This is a genomic window from Haladaptatus caseinilyticus (assembly GCF_026248685.1).
Lineage (GTDB): Archaea > Halobacteriota > Halobacteria > Halobacteriales > Haladaptataceae > Haladaptatus > Haladaptatus caseinilyticus.
Map to the genome: position 1 here is coordinate 46,134 of NZ_CP111038.1, position 14,627 is coordinate 60,760.

Consider the following 14,627-nt stretch of genomic DNA (forward strand, 5'->3'; position numbering starts at 1 on the left):
CCACAGATCAGTCGTTTCTCTTGAAGCGTTTGTTCAATCCACCCTGGTTAGTTTTGCATCGTGACTGAATCTGATCGCTGTTGACTCACGTGGTATCCTCCTGTAACTAGCCCAAAGAGGAGAACAGTAATGGTCAACACCAGTTGCTCAGATAACTGTGTACCAACGGAAACATCAACAGCAGTAATTATTAGAAGGCTACAACTGACTATCGCTACACTCCAGTACCATTGTATCCACCACCGACTTGGAGTTGTGCTCAACTCAGACTCGGTTGCTTCTGGGATAGTTTGCTGTGTTTGACATGCTATAAGATACGGATCACATTGAGTGGCGGTGTCCGTTCGGGTTACCAGACCATTGGTTTGATCGTACTCAATCACTCCCTCCTTGTCGAGCTTCGGGAGATGTGATTGATAGAGACTGATATAGGTTCGCTGACGCTCCTTTGATTGGAGATTCTCGACCACTGTTCCATGTTCCCGGGCAGCGACTTGCTCCGCGAGATCCCGCATTACGACTGGCTCTGTTGTCCCCTGAAGATACTGGAGTGCATATCGACGGCGTTGGACTTGTAGGAGATGATAAATCGTATCTTTCGAAAGCTGGTGGGTCGCACTCGCTTCGTCAGAAAATAGATCACCATCGTCTGTTTTGTTTGTCTCGGGGGTCGTGCTCATGTGCTAATCCTATCTTTAATCTTATTCGCTTTCGTGAAAAGGGGGTGTGCTCGTTTTATCGCACCAACAGGAATCCTGTAATCGGATCCTGTTAGGTGTCTTATTCCGAGACGATGAACTGACCAGCGATCTTCTTGACTTCCTCCATGGATTTGGCCTCGTCGAAGGCGTTCGGATACGGCGACTCCATATTCACGCCGTTGAACACAGCCGCGTGGCGAGCCTCGACACTGTGAATCGAGAGTGCCGCCGAGAGCAAGTCACTGTTCTGGATCGACGGCGCTGCACCTGCGTAGGCGGCCACACCCGTGTTCTCGAGGGCCATCGCCACGCCCAAGAATTCAGCGGGCGTCTCGTAGCCGAAGTCGTACTCAGCGGTTGCGACGGGCTCGCCACCGAGGTCGTTAATCACTGCAGTGAGCTGGTCAACGTGGGCTGCTTCGTGCTGCCCAACGACTTTGACCTGTTCTGGGATCTGTTCTTTTACTTCATCACAGACGCCACAGCCCAGATCGGCATTCATGAAGTCGTCAGCGGAGAATTTCTCGAGGCCTTCCTGGTAGAAGGTTGCTTCGAGGTGTTCGAGGGTCAGTGCGTAATTCAGAATGTCGATGTCGTTCATGCTATTGTCTCCGGAGCTGCTGTCACTACCGCTATTGCTTTCATCACCGCTCGATTCGTGCTCATCCGCACCGGCCGTCCCCATGCCGAAGCCGGTTACACCTGCTGCCCCGACGGCTGCAGTGCCAGCGAGAAATGTACGGCGAGAACTGAGTTGTTCGCGCATGCTGGTATTGGCCTGTTCGATGCCTTTGGTGTCTGGCTTGTTCTGTGGATCCTGGGTCATGATCGATCACTGTACCCGTCTGGTACAGGCTTAGATACAGGCATGTCCTACAAGAACGATTTCCGGATTCTCACCCAAATTCAACCCAATATCACTTCCAGAAGCCAGATGGATTATAATTCGACACGCAACCCGAGCAGAAACAGCGATCTCAGTCCCAGGTGATCCAGATCAGAAAGACGAGTCCGATCGTCTCAAAGATCCGGATGAGCATAATCGCTCGCTGGGCAATCATCGGCATTTCCGCCGAAAACCACACGTGTAGAACGGGATCAAACTGGAAGAAATACAGTGCTAAGAGGTTCTCCGAGAGCAACATTAACCCAAACACAAAAAGCCCAAGCGTATGCTTTGAGCGAAATTGGAGGAAGTTCCGGCCCCAGATCGAGAGCAATCCCAGTATCAGCAGGAGATTGACACCGATGGTGAGCCGCAGTGAGTCGATCCAGATTGCCATCTATCTATTCCTCCCTCGGTTTCGGACACGGTTACATGCTTTCCCAATTTCAACCATAGTTTAACCCATCTGCTCACTAATTCGCTCAATAGTTTCCCAGTGTTGCGTTGCTTGATCACTAATCAGGTAGATCGCGCCATACCCATCCCCACCACGATCCAGGATATTGTTCTCCAAAAGGACATCTAGATGATGACGGACCGTCTTATAATCGAGATCTAACTCCTCAGCGAGTTGATTCGCGTTACGAGGTTGTTCTCGGAGGGCGCGGACAATACGAACGCGATTGGGCCCCCCGCGGGTTCCGGTAAACACGTACCATAAAACACCCTCCATTACTGGAGACAAACAAACAAGGGTGGTAAAACTATCGAACAAGTTACTGTATAACGATGACTGGCTGTCTGGAGGGTGTCAAAATCATAGAGATTTAAAAGCATAGTTCTATACAGATACTGCCGAAAGCCTCCTTTACACGGATACGATTGATTCAACTAACGATCCCGCAGGACAAGCAGGATATTGTCTGCCGGATTCTTGAACAGCGGGATCTTAATTTTACTCTCACCGCCGAGACGTCTGATCGAGACTATACTGCTGTTATCGCAACTCCCGTCGAAACGGACGAAGTAGAGGATCTGTTAGATGCCTTTCGTAGTGTCGGCATCGAGCGTGATGGCTACGCTATCGTTACTGATGTCAAAGCAATCCTGTTTCAGCAACCTGAAACAGAAGCCGATGACAATGGACTAATCGATGTTACTCTAATCTCACGCGACGAACTCCGAGCACAGGCAGCAGAGATGTCTGCGTTCACCCCAAATTTCATGCTGTTCACGATCATCAGCACTGTCGTCGCCGCTGCTGGTCTACTGACTGACAGTGCTGCTGTTGTCGTCGACAGTATGGTGATCGCTCCCCTACTTGGACCAACTGTCGGGGCAAGTGTTGGGAGTATTCGTCAACGATAACGAGTTGTTTCGCGAAGGAGTGAAAGCCCAGTTTCTCGGCCTAGTCATTGCGATAACCAGTGCGACAGTGTTTGCAGTGGTTGCAAAACTTACTCTGTTCCCAAATATCGACATTCGAGCGCTCGGTGAAGTTGCGGCACGCGTCAATCCAGGTGCGCTTTCACTCGTTGTTGCGCTCGGCTCAGGAGCAGCTGGTGCGATTTCACTCACTGCAGGCGCAAGTGCACCGTTGGTTGGAGTGATGATTGCGGCCGCTCTCATTCCACTGACTGCTGCGGTCGGCCTCGGAATCTCCTATGGTGATTCCGTGCTTGCCGTCAGTGCTGGAATTCTCGTGTTGGTCAACATTCTCTCGATCAACTTCGCCAGCTTAGCCGTGCTTTGGATACGTGGCTATCGGCCTGATCACTGGTTCGAAGAAGATCTCGTCCGGCGTACACACTCAAACGAGTTGCGGTACTCACCATGGGATTCTTGTACTCTCGTACGTGCGACGGTAGCGAGGTCGGTTTCTTGAATTTGGCCGATTTAGCGGATTTACTTCCTGTGGGCAGTATAAGCAGAAGTAGGTTACCCCCCGGGATCCCCGAATCGATCTGTGCTTAGTTCGTGGAGCTCATGCATCAATTTGGGACTCTCAACACTACAAGAGGAATTTCAGTCTGTAGAAGATATTTACCGGAGAAGAAACTGCTTATCGCTATGAACCGTCGATGGTCGCGTCGGAAACTCCTCCACCTTACCGGGATTACCGCTATCCCACTCGCTGGCTGTTCGGCATTAGGGCGCAAGAAGAATGGCCAACCACTCACCGAGCTGTACGATAATGATCTAGATGTTCTGGGTGACTCGATCACGTACGAACACGATCAAATACGGCTTTCAGGCCCAGATCAGCCAGTAGCGCTCGGTGATACTGTCGAATTTACCATCACAAACACGAGTGCGACCGAAATCACGCTCGGATGTCATAATCCATGGACGCTTCAACAGCAGATAAACGGTCGCTGGCGTGAACTGCTTTGGTCAACAAGTGACGGCGTCCTCCTCTGCGCATCCATCCTTCCCTCTGGCAAATCCTTCACTGAGAAGGTGACACTGACACGCTCTGCACTTGAAACGCTCAGTGAGACAAAAACGGTTCAATACGACTTGACCACTGGGCTCTATCGATTCGTAATCCTCGGAACAAACCCCTTCTTGGCAACCGACTTTCGTGTGCGATCGAATGATTAACAGAGATATGCTCTGGAGTCAGTAGGTGTATTATCGAAGTTAGTATAGTATACTAACCCACTCGGCTGACCCTCCACAAAATCATGAATGAAATGGGCCTCTTCCGGTACCTCTCTCAATTTGTGTCTAAGTACTCCAGACGCAACTTCAGAGCTTGCTCCGAATCGTCGGACTACCGATCAAGAGTGATCCGCCAATAATCAAAAAGAGCGCAAAAAGAAGGGGCAGAAAGGGAGAACCATGCAAGTTACATCCATCGAACCATGACACCGTCATTGTTCGCACATCAACTCCTGAAAGTCGTGCACGACTGAGATCAATCTGTAGAAAATCAGGCTCATACGCTCGACAAAGCTGTAGTGTCCCGGTTTCTGCGCCCAACGTCATTGGAATCAGTCGCACTCCGATCAGCACCCAAAAGACACCGATTAGACGAGCACTGAGTCTCTGCATGCCTGCTTCTATTCTTGTTTGTATCAAAGGTCTGGCGTACACTCAAATCCCAATTTTACCGATTGCTATGATGGAGTGTTCGCCATAGCGCAACTCCGATTAAGACCGTAAGTCCGCCAGCAAAGAAAATCAATCCCGGTGGTACCCAGAGGGATGAATGAGGCTCTGAAGTATTGCTTGCGAGACTGAGGAGCCCAACCGTTGATGATTCTGTTGTTAGATACTCACGTTGGGCCAACCACTCAACCACAAGACTTCCCCCGAGCAAGAGGCCAATTCCGCCCAGAAGATCCGAGAGTCGTGAACGTACTTTTTCGAGTCGGCTCTCCGAGCCACTCACAATAATCAATGGATCGTCAGTCGCCGCATAAACATGCATTTCACTTCCTCGCGAAGAGTACTCCGTATCAACCATCTCGATTAACTCTGCCTCGATGAGGTTTTTGAGATGGTACTGCGCATTTTGGATTGAGGTATCGGCATGCTCGGCTATTTCCGTGGCCGTGGCGGGTTCGTCCTGCAAATAAAGATAGATTGCGCGTGCTGTTTCTGACGAGAGCACACTAAAGACCGCAGCACCAGAATCATCGGCAAGATCGCAGAGGAGACCGTCTTGGGTTGGTTGGGAGCGGGTTCCTGAGAGTTTGCGGAGGAGGTCGCTCATCGTACGTCTGTAACCAGTGAGTCATCTTAAATATCTGTATGTTTGTTTGATCGATGAATGGTCCAATTCTATTTCCGTTCTAATCGTCGCCTTTCGTGAGTTCGAGAGACGTGGTATGCTGTGGTGGTGAATGTATACAGTCCAAAGACAATGGCGCTCACCCCGATTAGTGCAAACACGCAGGGAATCAGCCACTCGGGGTGCGAACCTATCCGGGCAAGAGCTGTGAGTGGGGATGACAGAATATACTCGCCGAAAATCGCCAGATTTCTCCAATCGATATTCTGCGTGATAACAATCCCTAATAACCCGATGATGGCTGCGAAGTAGAGTGATTGGCGGTCTGCAGTCATGATTAAAATAAGTTCTAACACTATTAAAAGTGTGGCTTCGATTACCGTCTCATCTCCAGTATCTGTTCAAGCGCGTCGACATATTCTCGATGCTGAAATTTGTCCTGGTCAACCGACTCGATCGGCTCGTCAGAGAGAAAGACATCTCCTTCTTCATCGAACATGAGTACAAGTCTCTCATCTTCCAATTAAAAGATAACCCTATTCTGAAAAAGACTGCTAAGTGAATGTAATGCCAATCAGAAATTTAGCCTTTAGCCTGTGTCTACAGCTCTATCTATTGTATGACTCTACACGGTCGCCACAAGCGGACAGCGCTCGCGACGGGTGTACAAATCAGTAGATAATCGCTATTCTACGGACAAATAGTCCGAGTGAATCCAGTCCAACCCGTTGATTTGTGGCTTGAGCCATGTTTCAAACTCATCCGACTGATCTTCATCAGAAGATCGCTACACGATAACTGCATTCTTGCTGTCCACTTCGCGTTCGTTAAACGGTACTAACGACGCAAATGCGGGTGGATTCGACGTATCCCAATGGTAGAGTGCTCGCTTACCATCAATCTAGAGCCCGACTAACTTGATTTGGCTGTACGCACGACTCAACACTTTGCTTGCCATCAGCTCGGCATCTTTCTGTGATGTATCGCAGAGTTCGGCGATTTCCTCGGATACCTCTTTGAATAGTTCATTGCGCCCATACGAAACGAGGTCGTGATTCATAGAGAATAGACAGATCAGCACTATAATAGGGGTGAGCCCCCCTGGAGGGAAAATATTCTCGAATAATTTACTGTAATAACTGTATACCGGTGCGCGAAAATACCAGTGACCAAATGTTGGAAAATTCCGAATTCTGGATCTGAAATTCCGGCACCTTCCACTATCACAAAACTTATTACAGAAGGTTTTAGCTTCAAACTATGAGATCTCGCGATAACCAACATGAGACCGCACCGCTCACCAACGCAGACAAATCCGAATCCCGCATACCCGTTGACCGTCGATCATTCTTTGCTGGACTCTGCGGGGCTGTTTCTCTTGGACTCGGAGGTGTTGCCGGAGGAAAGAACTCGACTACACCTGCTGGCCAATTAAAAACCTCGAACACTCGTGATAGCTTGGAAACCGACGTCGAGGAGCAACTCGTCAAACTCGTCCCCACTGATAATGCTGAAGACGACAGATTTGGTTATTCCGTCTCCCTTGACAGCGATGGTGAAACTGCACTCATTGGAGCATTTAATAACGACGACAACGGGGAGGACTCGGGCGCAGCCTACATCTTCACGCAGATGAATTCGGAGTGGAGCCAAACAGCTAAACTCACCGCAGATGATGCGGATGAACGCGACATTTTCGGTTGGTCGGTGGCACTCGATGACGATGGTAAAACCGCCCTTGTTACAGCCAATGGCCGTAACACAGATTCAGCATATCTCTTTACGAAGGCTGATAATAGGTGGAACCAGACGGCCAAACTCACCGTAGATGAAGACAATCCGGTTTACGCCTTTGGTCTTTCAGTTGCCTTTGCGTGCAACGGCAAAACTGTACTCATTGGTGCTTCCATTGGCGACCCCGACGGGGGTTATTCGGGCGCAGCGTACATGTTTAAGAAGACTAATACAGGGTGGAGTCAGACGGCTAAGCTCACCGCAGATGATGAGACTAATCACGATTCATTCGGTGGGTCAGTCGCACTCGACAATGATGGCAGGACTGCACTCATTGGGGATTATCGTGACGATGAAAACAGGAGTAACTCGGGTGCGGCATACATCTTTGCCAAAGATTGTGATGAGTGGATTCAGACGGCTAAACTCACCGCAGGTGATTGTGATTATGTCGTCGCCTTCGGTCGTTCAGTTGCCCTTGATTGCGGTGGCAAAACTGCCATCATTGGGGCTTCCGTTGATGATAATCACGAGTCGTCGGAGAGGAGTCCGGCATATATCTTTACGCAGACTGATGAAGGGTGGCGCAAGATAACCACCCTCACCGCAGATGATGGCGACCCAGGCGACAGTTTTGGCAGTTCGGTTGCACTTGACGACCGTGGGGAGACCGCCCTCATTGGGGCTTCCGAAGACGATGACAACGGGGCTGTTTCTGGCTCGGCGTATATCTTTGCGAAGCGCAATGATGAGTGGAGCCAAATGACTAAGCTTATCGCAGATGATGGTGACGAAAATGATCGTTTCGGACTGTCAGTTGCTCTCGACTCTGGTGGCGAAACGGCCCTTATTGGAGCATCTTTTGATGAAAACGGGTTTGAATGGACTCATGCGGGATCAGCGTACATATACGAAGAATAGCCGGACTGACCAAGCTAGTCAAATCAACTACTGACGTGGGTTACTCCATTCATCTTGATAAAATAAACCCGTTCCAGAGAATGAGTGCCAGCGGGCACTTCCATCTAAAGTCATAAACGGCAGTGGTTGGGAGCACCACCATGTTCTCAGCGAATCACAAAATCTAGCGATGTTCCGATTTGAAATACTGGAAGTGCACAAGGGTGGGTGATACAGTTACTGATACACATCTAGAAAGGAGGGGCGCCAGAAGGGAAGGCAAGGGCCTGCAGGAGAAACGACACGAGAGACGTTTATAAATTAGGATTCAGTGTTACAGGCACAGAAACAGTGCACTGCTTTTTATACCCTGTTCAGTAGTTGTTTCAAGCGTGCCTGAGGATCATGCCCCCGCTGATATGTTCGCCATCCTTGATGATGAATACGCACGGGCCATCCTCAAGTTAACGAACACCCAACCCATGTCAGCACCACAACTCGCAGCTACACTCGACATTTCACGTCCAACAGTCTATCGGCGAATCGAGCAATTGCAATCACTCAACCTTCTCTCAGAAACAACTGATATCGATGCAGATGGACATCATCGAGGGATCTACCAAGCGCGACTCGATCGCGTTATAGTTGACCTAACAGATGACCAATTTTCTATTAGAATAAACCGGAGTGATCACCCCGCGGATCGATTTACCGATGTTTGGGAGGGGATTTAATGTCACAGATTGATGTTATCACAGTCGTCAACAATGGTCTTGCCTTACTCGTCATTGTCCTTGGTTTCAGCATCATTTGGCGAGCTTATCAAGGCGCCCGTCGCAATGACAGCCGGGCGATGCTGTTGCTCGCTATTGGGCTACTATTCATCACTGTTATACCAAGTATCATCGAGATGCTACTTCCTATTTTCGCACGATTTGTCACTCCTGCATCTCCAGCTATTGATTATACAACCATCGCCTCAAGAGCATCCGAAGCTACCGGAATCGGGATTCTTCTCTACTCACTCCATTCTAAATAATACTGTACTCAAACCAATTTAATCATAATATTGATATTGTATGTGGCGCTAGTTACGCTACGGATTGACAGCGTCGTGTCCAATTGCAGTGTCGTGAGGTTCGTCCGTTTCATATTCTGGATCAAGTTGGTGGCTAATCCGTCTCGACCTCAAGTTGGTCGACCATCCCGTCGCGGAACATTTGTCGCGTTTCATCGGGACCTGTTATGGTCAACACTGTCTCCTCGTACGGTGGCGAGACTGTGATTTCGTAGTCAGCAAAGGCACAACACTGCAATTCTGACGCCGTGAACTGCGCAACCGTGAGAAGCGACATTCCTAATTTCAAAAGCGGAAGTGGAGAACGGGCGAGTCGCTACTCTCGGAGAAATACTAATACCATTTACCCCAGCGAGAGGATTACAAAACATGGGCTCGCATTGAAGTTCGTCTATTGAATTAGTTCGATTTCACGAAATGTGGATTGGAAAGTATCCGTAAAATTAGAATATTCTCAGGTTTTGTTTCGCCGTATATCCCATAGATCTGAGAACGTAATAACTTCGATACCCGCTGTATGATCGATATACGCAAGGAGTTTTTTTATAATCATGTACTCCCATCGTATTGCTGGAATCAAAATGATGGAAATTGAGTATCGTACATTGGCGGTGCTCAGCCGCAAGAGAAACCGCACGCTTTGCAATATTGAGGTTCTCACCAATCGTTCGAGGAAGTACAAGCGGATCAAACCCATAATACGTCGGTGGTATTCCCACCTATAGACAGAGCGAGTAACAGCACTCAGTCCATCTCGAGGAGTGGATGTTCTTTGATATGGGCAAGCGTTTGCTCGTCGATGTACCGAAGCATCTCGTAGTAATTGTCCGGGAACTCGGCTGGTTCGGGTGGGTGACCGGCATCTGGTGGGCGATGGTAGTGGGTTCGCTTGCCATCCCGGGGATGCTTGTCCCACCGGCGTTTCCATCCTCGTTCGTCGCTCCAGTTCTCTTGATAATGCAGTTCGAAGTCGCCACTCGTGTACCAGCGAATATCGTAGTAGGCGTCCTCGACGTCCGGTGGAAAATAGTCTTGGATGAATGTCGCCGTGAGCGTCGGTTTCCCGTGTTTCAACGAGATGGTAGTGGTGCCGATGTAGGCCGCGGTATCCAAGCGCTGTTTGATACTCATAAGGATTGTGCGGTCAACACTCCCGACAGGAGTATGCGCGTCGTGAGAACCCATCGTTAGTCAGCGCTCGCTTCAGCGCGGTCACTGAGACGACGGCGAGCGCGGTCGTGGAGTCGCAGTTCTTCCTTGAGGCTCGCCCATGTCGAAAGATCGTCCCACGCTTCTTCGAGATCAATATCGAGGCGATCGGCCGCCTCGACGACGTCGATGCTGGCTGGTGTATCGGCGTCATAGCGATCACGGAACGTTGTGAGCTGATCCCGAATTTCGAGCACATTCCCTCTAAGGTCCTCCAGTGAATGGGTATTGGCGAGTTCACTCACATACCGCCATTCGAAATATTCTGTGTTACGTTCATACCGGACTGGTCGGCCGTCGCGTTTGGTCGCGACGCCGAGTTCAGTGAACCAGTTGAGATACTTGCGAGCGGTGTCTGTTGAACACGAGAGTTGCTCGGCGACGTCTGGCGCACTCACACCGCCCGTGTTCTGCACGAGGAGACTGTAGATGCGTTCTTCGGTCGAGGGAGTGTCAGTGAAGACCGATTCGAGGTCATCGATCGGTGGACGATCTGAGAACGGTGGGTCAGTCGACATACTAGCGTATAGATGCTTAAGCGAGATAATTCTTTCTCCGGCTAATTATCTCGTTTTGTTGCGTTACGGGGGAACTGGTGTACATCGGCTCTTGTGGGACGTATCGTGGTTAGAATAATACCTTAGTGTTGGTGAGAATCAAATCAAAAATCGACATTTAGAGTAATTATTAACTAGTCATAGCATAAGATAATATCAAATGGAAACGTTCCCAATCGCCGGCCAGATCATCAATACAAAGCTCATTTTTGGTCTGACTGCCCGTGATATTGGCGAAGCACTCGTCATTCCGTTTCTCGGTCTGGGCATTGCCCAGAGTCTCGGCGCCTCAGGCGATCTCTTTCTCATTGCCACCGGAATTGCGCTTGCTCTCGGTGTGGTGATTCTCCTCATCACGCCTGCTGCACAGCGGCCGCTGAGCTACGCGCGAGCCTGTGTACACTACTACCTCGGTACGACCACCTACCGCAATCGCCGGATACGACCCGACGCGGAAACGACGAAAACCCAAGATGTGGTTGGTGTCCGCCACGCTGGGCTCGACATCGAGACAATCGAAGCGGAAGACGACCACGACTCCCATCAGTAATTCACCATGGATTCACCACCGCCTGCCACCGACACCTCGACAGCCACTACTGGACAGGATGGCACGCAAGACGAAGCAGAGACCGAGACGACTGAATCTGATTCCACGTCAGCACCAGATGAGTCAACCACTCAGTCATCCGCTGATGGCCCTACGGTACGGACAGCGCTCGGGATAGCCGATCACGCATCCAAAACCGATGCGGAACGGCCTGAATCAGATTTGGACGTTCTCCGAGCGATGGATGCCGCCCTTGCAGACATCGACACGGACCTTCCAACGGCGCGTGACGAAGCACGGGCTCGAGACCAGTTCCACCTTGAGGACAAAATCAACAAGAAAACGACGACACAAGCGCAACTCGGCTTTGACTATGTTCGTGATGACGGTATCGCGGTCGATGGTGACGATTATATTGGACTCGTGAAAGTCAAGCCGCGAAACTGGCTGACGCTCAACTATGAGCAACGCCGGCAGGTGATGAGCGACTACATTTCGTTTCTGATGGCACTTGATTGGTCGATCGCCATTCCGTGCTATCCCCGGGAGTTCGACCTCGGTGAACACTACAACAAGTTCATTCGCGGTGGCACAAGCGTCGCTGCACGCGGCCAGTCTCCGATTTTGCAGTATGGACGCCGCTACTACATCCAATGGGCACAGGACAACATCGACGGCTCTGGAATCAAGACTCGAGACTACTACATTGTCATCCGCGTCAACGCCACACAGGTCACAACAAATCTGGATACCGGGAGCGTCCTCAACCAGCTGAGTACACTCCCACTTATCGGCTCTGCTGGCGCAAACATTCTCAAACACCTTCCATGGGTCAAGAACCACGAGAAGGCAGAAACCGAACTGTGCATCCGGGAAGTGCACAATCGCCAGCGGCGTGTGATCGACAAGCTTGGGCGAACGGACGTCGCGACTGAATTAGTCAGCACTCGCCAGGAGACGATGGAGATTCTGTACCACTACTACAATCACGTGAAACCCGAGTTTGACAAATTTGATCACGCGACATTCTCCGAGGGGGAGATCTAACGATGGGCTCTCGCCTCCGATCACTCATTCCTGGCTTCGAAAGTGAGCCGGGACTGGATGAGATCGATGACGAGACCTTCGACCGAGCGACCGCCATCCTCGAAGCGAATGGCGACGAGTTGTCCAAGGAAAATATCCAAGCCCAAGCGAGATATCTCCTTGAACTCGAAAATTCCGAGGACGGTGAGATTCGTCTCGGTGTACTTCAAGACGAGACAGAACGCTCGCTCGCCGACCGGGATATCATCGCCCCACACGAGATCTCCGAGGAATCAGGGCTCCTAGAGTCGGGATACATGGTTCGTGGTGGCCAGTACGTCCGCACGATGACGATCCATGGGTATCCCGAGCGTGTTCCGCTCGGGTGGCTTGACGACCTCTACACGACACACGACAATATTCGAGTCACACAGCACATCCGGCCGCGTGATTCACACGAGATTTTACGAAAACTCCGCAATCGACTCACACAGCTCCGTGCTCGGCTCTATCGAAAAGACGAGAAAAATCAGAGTGATACTCACGAACTCGAATCCGATCATGAGGCCGTCTCCGATCTCATTTGGGATATCATTCGCGGCGAGACGAAGCTGTTCACCTTCGCGATCTACTTCGAGATCATCGCCGATTCGAAGCAGGAATTGAACGAGGCGACTGAGCGTGCCTTGGAGATCATCGCCAAAGCGAATACCGAGGCAGTCCCCCTTGAGAAGCGGCAGGTCGAGTCACAAGATGCCCTCGCACCGCTCGGAAATGATCCGATCAAGGCGACCCAACTCATGCAGGAGACGGCTGTTGGGACGATGTTCCCATTCATTGAGCCTGCACTGGCCGATGACGAGGGTGTCTATTACGGGTTCGACGGGACGCATACCCCCGTTCTCCTCGATCGCTACCGATTCTCCTCGTATTCGAAGGTGATTGCTGGTGAGATGGGCTCAGGGAAGACGTTCGCCGAGAAGTACGAGATGTTCCATCGCATGATGATGGATCCCGAAATCGAACTTCTTGTCCTGGATCCACTCGCGGATTTCGTGGATTTCGCCGAAGATCTTGGTGGGCAAGTGATCCGCTTTGGTGGCCAGAACACGATCAACCCACTCGAAATTCGACGTGGGATCGACGACGTCGTCGAAGATCCCTTCCTCAAGAAGTACCGATCAGTGATGGAGTTATTCCGACTGCATTTTGCTTCGGGTGACGGCCAAGCCCTCTCAAATGAACAAGAGGGGATTCTTCGACGTGCCGTCTTGCTTTCCTATTACCAGTACGGCATTACCGAAGACCCAGCCACGCACGAAAACACGAGCCCGATTATCGGAGATATCATCGATATTCTCGAACACATCACCGATGGCGATGATCCCACTGAGTTCCTCGACTATCATCCTGATGCCGACAAACGGCGAGTTGCTCCGAAAGTACAGGACATCGCCGATCGGTTCCGAGAGACGGACGAGCGGCTCGCCTATCAGCTGTTGCTCGGATTGGAAGCCTTTCAGGAAGGCGGTGAGAACGCGAATCTGAACGGGCGGACGAACGTCGAACTCGATAATCGGCTTGTGACCATCGATATGTCGATGTTCTCCGATACGGGGCAAGCGCCGCTGTTCATGCACGTGATGTTCGACTGGATCTATCAGCGGGCTCAAAGCAGTAATCGCCGGACACAGGTGACGATCGATGAGGCCCATTATCTCTTACGTCGGGCCGCCACGACGGATTTGATCGACCTGTTCATCCGGCATAGTCGGCACTTCAACACCGGCCTGACGCTGATCTCGCAAACGGTGGATGAGTTCCTCGTTGAGTCCACCGAACAGTCTGCAGACGCACTCGAGAAAGCTCGCGAGATCTACAACCTTTGTAATATCAAGCAGATTTTCCGGCACGAATCGGTGAGCGAGGAGATGATCGCTGCCCACGACCTTACCCACAACGAACAGCGATTCATCGCTTCTGCACAGACTGGCGAAGACGGAACTCACTCCGAGAGCTTGCTGCTTGTCAACGACTGGAAGAAACGCATTCAGTTGCATGTCGATGAGTTTGCCGTCCATGTGCTCGATGAGGATCTCGATCCGTGGGAGTACTTGATTGAGCAGAATGCGCTCGACACGAGCGATGTTTCCTACTTGCTTGCGGACGGACGCGCCGCAGAGTACGACATTCCTCAGTCTCTGCTCGAGCAGGCTCGCGAATCCACACCACCCACCAGCTAACGCA

At 50.9% G+C, this 14,627-nt stretch carries 18 protein-coding genes and 1 pseudogene; 9 read left to right on the plus strand and 10 right to left on the minus strand.

Annotation, left to right across the window (positions count from 1 at the left end):
- Nucleotides 1–47 precede the first annotated feature (47 nt).
- The 4 genes from OOF89_RS24780 to OOF89_RS16470 all read right to left on the minus strand — a co-directional run bounded on the left by OOF89_RS24780 (nucleotide 48) and on the right by OOF89_RS16470 (nucleotide 2,320).
- Nucleotides 48–680, minus strand: a complete 633-nt coding sequence (locus tag OOF89_RS24780; RefSeq protein WP_456071288.1) for a DUF7344 domain-containing protein — start codon at nucleotides 678–680, stop codon at nucleotides 48–50.
- A gap of 100 nt (nucleotides 681–780) precedes the next feature.
- Nucleotides 781–1,527 (minus strand): ferritin-like domain-containing protein, encoded by a 747-nt coding sequence (locus OOF89_RS16460; protein WP_266080695.1) that lies wholly within the window; start codon nucleotides 1,525–1,527, stop codon nucleotides 781–783.
- 151 nt (nucleotides 1,528–1,678) lie between these two features.
- The gene (locus OOF89_RS16465; RefSeq protein WP_266080697.1) at nucleotides 1,679–1,984 is read right to left on the minus strand and encodes a hypothetical protein; all 306 of its coding nucleotides are present in this window, start codon (nucleotides 1,982–1,984) and stop codon (nucleotides 1,679–1,681) included.
- Between the two features lie 60 nt (nucleotides 1,985–2,044).
- Nucleotides 2,045–2,320: a winged helix-turn-helix domain-containing protein gene (locus OOF89_RS16470; protein ID WP_266080699.1), complete on the minus strand. Its 276-nt coding sequence runs from the start codon at nucleotides 2,318–2,320 to the stop codon at nucleotides 2,045–2,047.
- 149 nt (nucleotides 2,321–2,469) lie between these two features.
- Here OOF89_RS16470 and OOF89_RS16475 point away from each other — a divergent pair, with 149 nt between their 5' ends.
- The 3 genes from OOF89_RS16475 (at nucleotide 2,470) to OOF89_RS16485 (ending at nucleotide 4,191) form a co-directional block, all read left to right on the plus strand.
- A complete protein-coding gene (locus OOF89_RS16475; RefSeq protein ID WP_266080701.1) occupies nucleotides 2,470–2,955 on the plus strand; it encodes a DUF389 domain-containing protein in 486 nt (161 codons plus the stop codon).
- Nucleotides 2,933–3,472, plus strand: a complete 540-nt coding sequence (locus OOF89_RS16480; protein ID WP_266080703.1) for a DUF389 domain-containing protein — start codon at nucleotides 2,933–2,935, stop codon at nucleotides 3,470–3,472. Before OOF89_RS16475 ends, OOF89_RS16480 begins: the two co-directional genes overlap by 23 nt.
- A gap of 185 nt (nucleotides 3,473–3,657) precedes the next feature.
- Nucleotides 3,658–4,191 carry an immunoglobulin-like domain-containing protein gene (locus OOF89_RS16485; protein ID WP_266080705.1) on the plus strand — a complete coding sequence of 178 codons (534 nt, stop codon included), beginning with the start codon at nucleotides 3,658–3,660 and terminating at the stop codon, nucleotides 4,189–4,191.
- 508 nt (nucleotides 4,192–4,699) lie between these two features.
- Here the strand turns inward: OOF89_RS16485 and OOF89_RS16490 are convergent.
- The 3 genes from OOF89_RS16490 to OOF89_RS16500 form a co-directional block, all read right to left on the minus strand.
- On the minus strand, nucleotides 4,700–5,308 hold the full coding sequence (locus tag OOF89_RS16490) for an ArsR/SmtB family transcription factor (protein ID WP_266080707.1): 609 nt from the start codon (nucleotides 5,306–5,308) through the stop codon (nucleotides 4,700–4,702).
- A 394-nt stretch (nucleotides 5,309–5,702) separates the two neighbouring features.
- Nucleotides 5,703–5,825 (minus strand): hypothetical protein, encoded by a 123-nt coding sequence (locus OOF89_RS16495; protein WP_266080709.1) that lies wholly within the window; start codon nucleotides 5,823–5,825, stop codon nucleotides 5,703–5,705.
- A 402-nt stretch (nucleotides 5,826–6,227) separates the two neighbouring features.
- On the minus strand, nucleotides 6,228–6,386 hold the full coding sequence (locus OOF89_RS16500; protein ID WP_266080711.1) for a hypothetical protein: 159 nt from the start codon (nucleotides 6,384–6,386) through the stop codon (nucleotides 6,228–6,230).
- A 200-nt stretch (nucleotides 6,387–6,586) separates the two neighbouring features.
- Between OOF89_RS16500 and OOF89_RS16505 the strand changes: the two genes are divergently transcribed.
- The 3 genes from OOF89_RS16505 (at nucleotide 6,587) to OOF89_RS16515 (ending at nucleotide 8,999) form a co-directional block, all read left to right on the plus strand.
- Nucleotides 6,587–7,981, plus strand: coding sequence for an FG-GAP repeat protein (locus OOF89_RS16505; protein ID WP_266080713.1), 1,395 nt, complete (start codon nucleotides 6,587–6,589; stop codon nucleotides 7,979–7,981).
- Nucleotides 7,982–8,379: 398 nt separating this feature from the next.
- A complete protein-coding gene (locus OOF89_RS16510) occupies nucleotides 8,380–8,694 on the plus strand; it encodes a winged helix-turn-helix domain-containing protein (protein WP_266080739.1) in 315 nt (104 codons plus the stop codon).
- Complete coding sequence (locus OOF89_RS16515; protein WP_266080715.1) at nucleotides 8,694–8,999, plus strand: DUF7521 family protein; 306 nt, start codon at nucleotides 8,694–8,696, stop codon at nucleotides 8,997–8,999. Before OOF89_RS16510 ends, OOF89_RS16515 begins: the two co-directional genes overlap by 1 nt.
- A 493-nt stretch (nucleotides 9,000–9,492) precedes the next feature.
- On the opposite strand, the pseudogene OOF89_RS16520 reads toward OOF89_RS16515, so the two are convergent.
- The 3 genes and pseudogenes from OOF89_RS16520 to OOF89_RS16530 form a co-directional block, all read right to left on the minus strand.
- A pseudogene (locus tag OOF89_RS16520) lies at nucleotides 9,493–9,736 on the minus strand (polysaccharide deacetylase family protein); the annotation flags it as partial.
- 46 nt (nucleotides 9,737–9,782) lie between these two features.
- On the minus strand, nucleotides 9,783–10,169 hold the full coding sequence (locus OOF89_RS16525; protein ID WP_266080716.1) for a hypothetical protein: 387 nt from the start codon (nucleotides 10,167–10,169) through the stop codon (nucleotides 9,783–9,785).
- 56 nt (nucleotides 10,170–10,225) lie between these two features.
- Nucleotides 10,226–10,765, minus strand: coding sequence for a DUF7342 family protein (locus tag OOF89_RS16530; RefSeq protein ID WP_266080717.1), 540 nt, complete (start codon nucleotides 10,763–10,765; stop codon nucleotides 10,226–10,228).
- A 199-nt stretch (nucleotides 10,766–10,964) separates the two neighbouring features.
- On the opposite strand from OOF89_RS16530, the gene OOF89_RS16535 reads away from it, so the two are divergent.
- Genes OOF89_RS16535 through OOF89_RS16545 form a run of 3 tightly spaced genes read left to right on the plus strand, consistent with a single transcriptional unit; the run spans nucleotide 10,965 to nucleotide 14,623 of the window.
- A complete protein-coding gene (locus tag OOF89_RS16535; protein ID WP_266080718.1) occupies nucleotides 10,965–11,354 on the plus strand; it encodes a hypothetical protein in 390 nt (129 codons plus the stop codon).
- A 6-nt stretch (nucleotides 11,355–11,360) separates the two neighbouring features.
- Entirely contained in the window at nucleotides 11,361–12,401 is a 1,041-nt protein-coding gene (locus OOF89_RS16540; RefSeq protein WP_266080719.1) for a hypothetical protein, read from the plus strand.
- A gap of 2 nt (nucleotides 12,402–12,403) precedes the next feature.
- Nucleotides 12,404–14,623, plus strand: a complete 2,220-nt coding sequence (locus tag OOF89_RS16545; protein ID WP_266080721.1) for a VirB4 family type IV secretion system protein — start codon at nucleotides 12,404–12,406, stop codon at nucleotides 14,621–14,623.
- The last annotated feature ends 4 nt before the right edge of the window (nucleotides 14,624–14,627 follow it).

Excerpts from the sequence above, each read along its gene's own strand:
- OOF89_RS24780 (WP_456071288.1), bottom strand. The coding sequence starts at position 680 with ATGAGCACGACCCCCGAGACAAACAAAACAGACGATGGTGATCTATTT.
- OOF89_RS16460 (WP_266080695.1), bottom strand. The coding sequence starts at position 1,527 with ATGACCCAGGATCCACAGAACAAGCCAGACACCAAAGGCATCGAACAG.
- OOF89_RS16465 (WP_266080697.1), bottom strand. The coding sequence starts at position 1,984 with ATGGCAATCTGGATCGACTCACTGCGGCTCACCATCGGTGTCAATCTC.
- OOF89_RS16470 (WP_266080699.1), bottom strand. The coding sequence starts at position 2,320 with ATGGAGGGTGTTTTATGGTACGTGTTTACCGGAACCCGCGGGGGGCCC.
- OOF89_RS16485 (WP_266080705.1), top strand. The coding sequence starts at position 3,658 with ATGAACCGTCGATGGTCGCGTCGGAAACTCCTCCACCTTACCGGGATT.
- OOF89_RS16490 (WP_266080707.1), bottom strand. The coding sequence starts at position 5,308 with ATGAGCGACCTCCTCCGCAAACTCTCAGGAACCCGCTCCCAACCAACC.
- OOF89_RS16495 (WP_266080709.1), bottom strand. The coding sequence starts at position 5,825 with ATGTTCGATGAAGAAGGAGATGTCTTTCTCTCTGACGAGCCGATCGAG.
- OOF89_RS16500 (WP_266080711.1), bottom strand. The coding sequence starts at position 6,386 with ATGAATCACGACCTCGTTTCGTATGGGCGCAATGAACTATTCAAAGAG.
- OOF89_RS16505 (WP_266080713.1), top strand. The coding sequence starts at position 6,587 with ATGAGATCTCGCGATAACCAACATGAGACCGCACCGCTCACCAACGCA.
- OOF89_RS16510 (WP_266080739.1), top strand. The coding sequence starts at position 8,380 with ATGTTCGCCATCCTTGATGATGAATACGCACGGGCCATCCTCAAGTTA.
- OOF89_RS16515 (WP_266080715.1), top strand. The coding sequence starts at position 8,694 with ATGTCACAGATTGATGTTATCACAGTCGTCAACAATGGTCTTGCCTTA.
- OOF89_RS16525 (WP_266080716.1), bottom strand. The coding sequence starts at position 10,169 with ATGAGTATCAAACAGCGCTTGGATACCGCGGCCTACATCGGCACCACT.
- OOF89_RS16530 (WP_266080717.1), bottom strand. The coding sequence starts at position 10,765 with ATGTCGACTGACCCACCGTTCTCAGATCGTCCACCGATCGATGACCTC.
- OOF89_RS16535 (WP_266080718.1), top strand. The coding sequence starts at position 10,965 with ATGGAAACGTTCCCAATCGCCGGCCAGATCATCAATACAAAGCTCATT.
- OOF89_RS16540 (WP_266080719.1), top strand. The coding sequence starts at position 11,361 with ATGGATTCACCACCGCCTGCCACCGACACCTCGACAGCCACTACTGGA.
- OOF89_RS16545 (WP_266080721.1), top strand. The coding sequence starts at position 12,404 with ATGGGCTCTCGCCTCCGATCACTCATTCCTGGCTTCGAAAGTGAGCCG.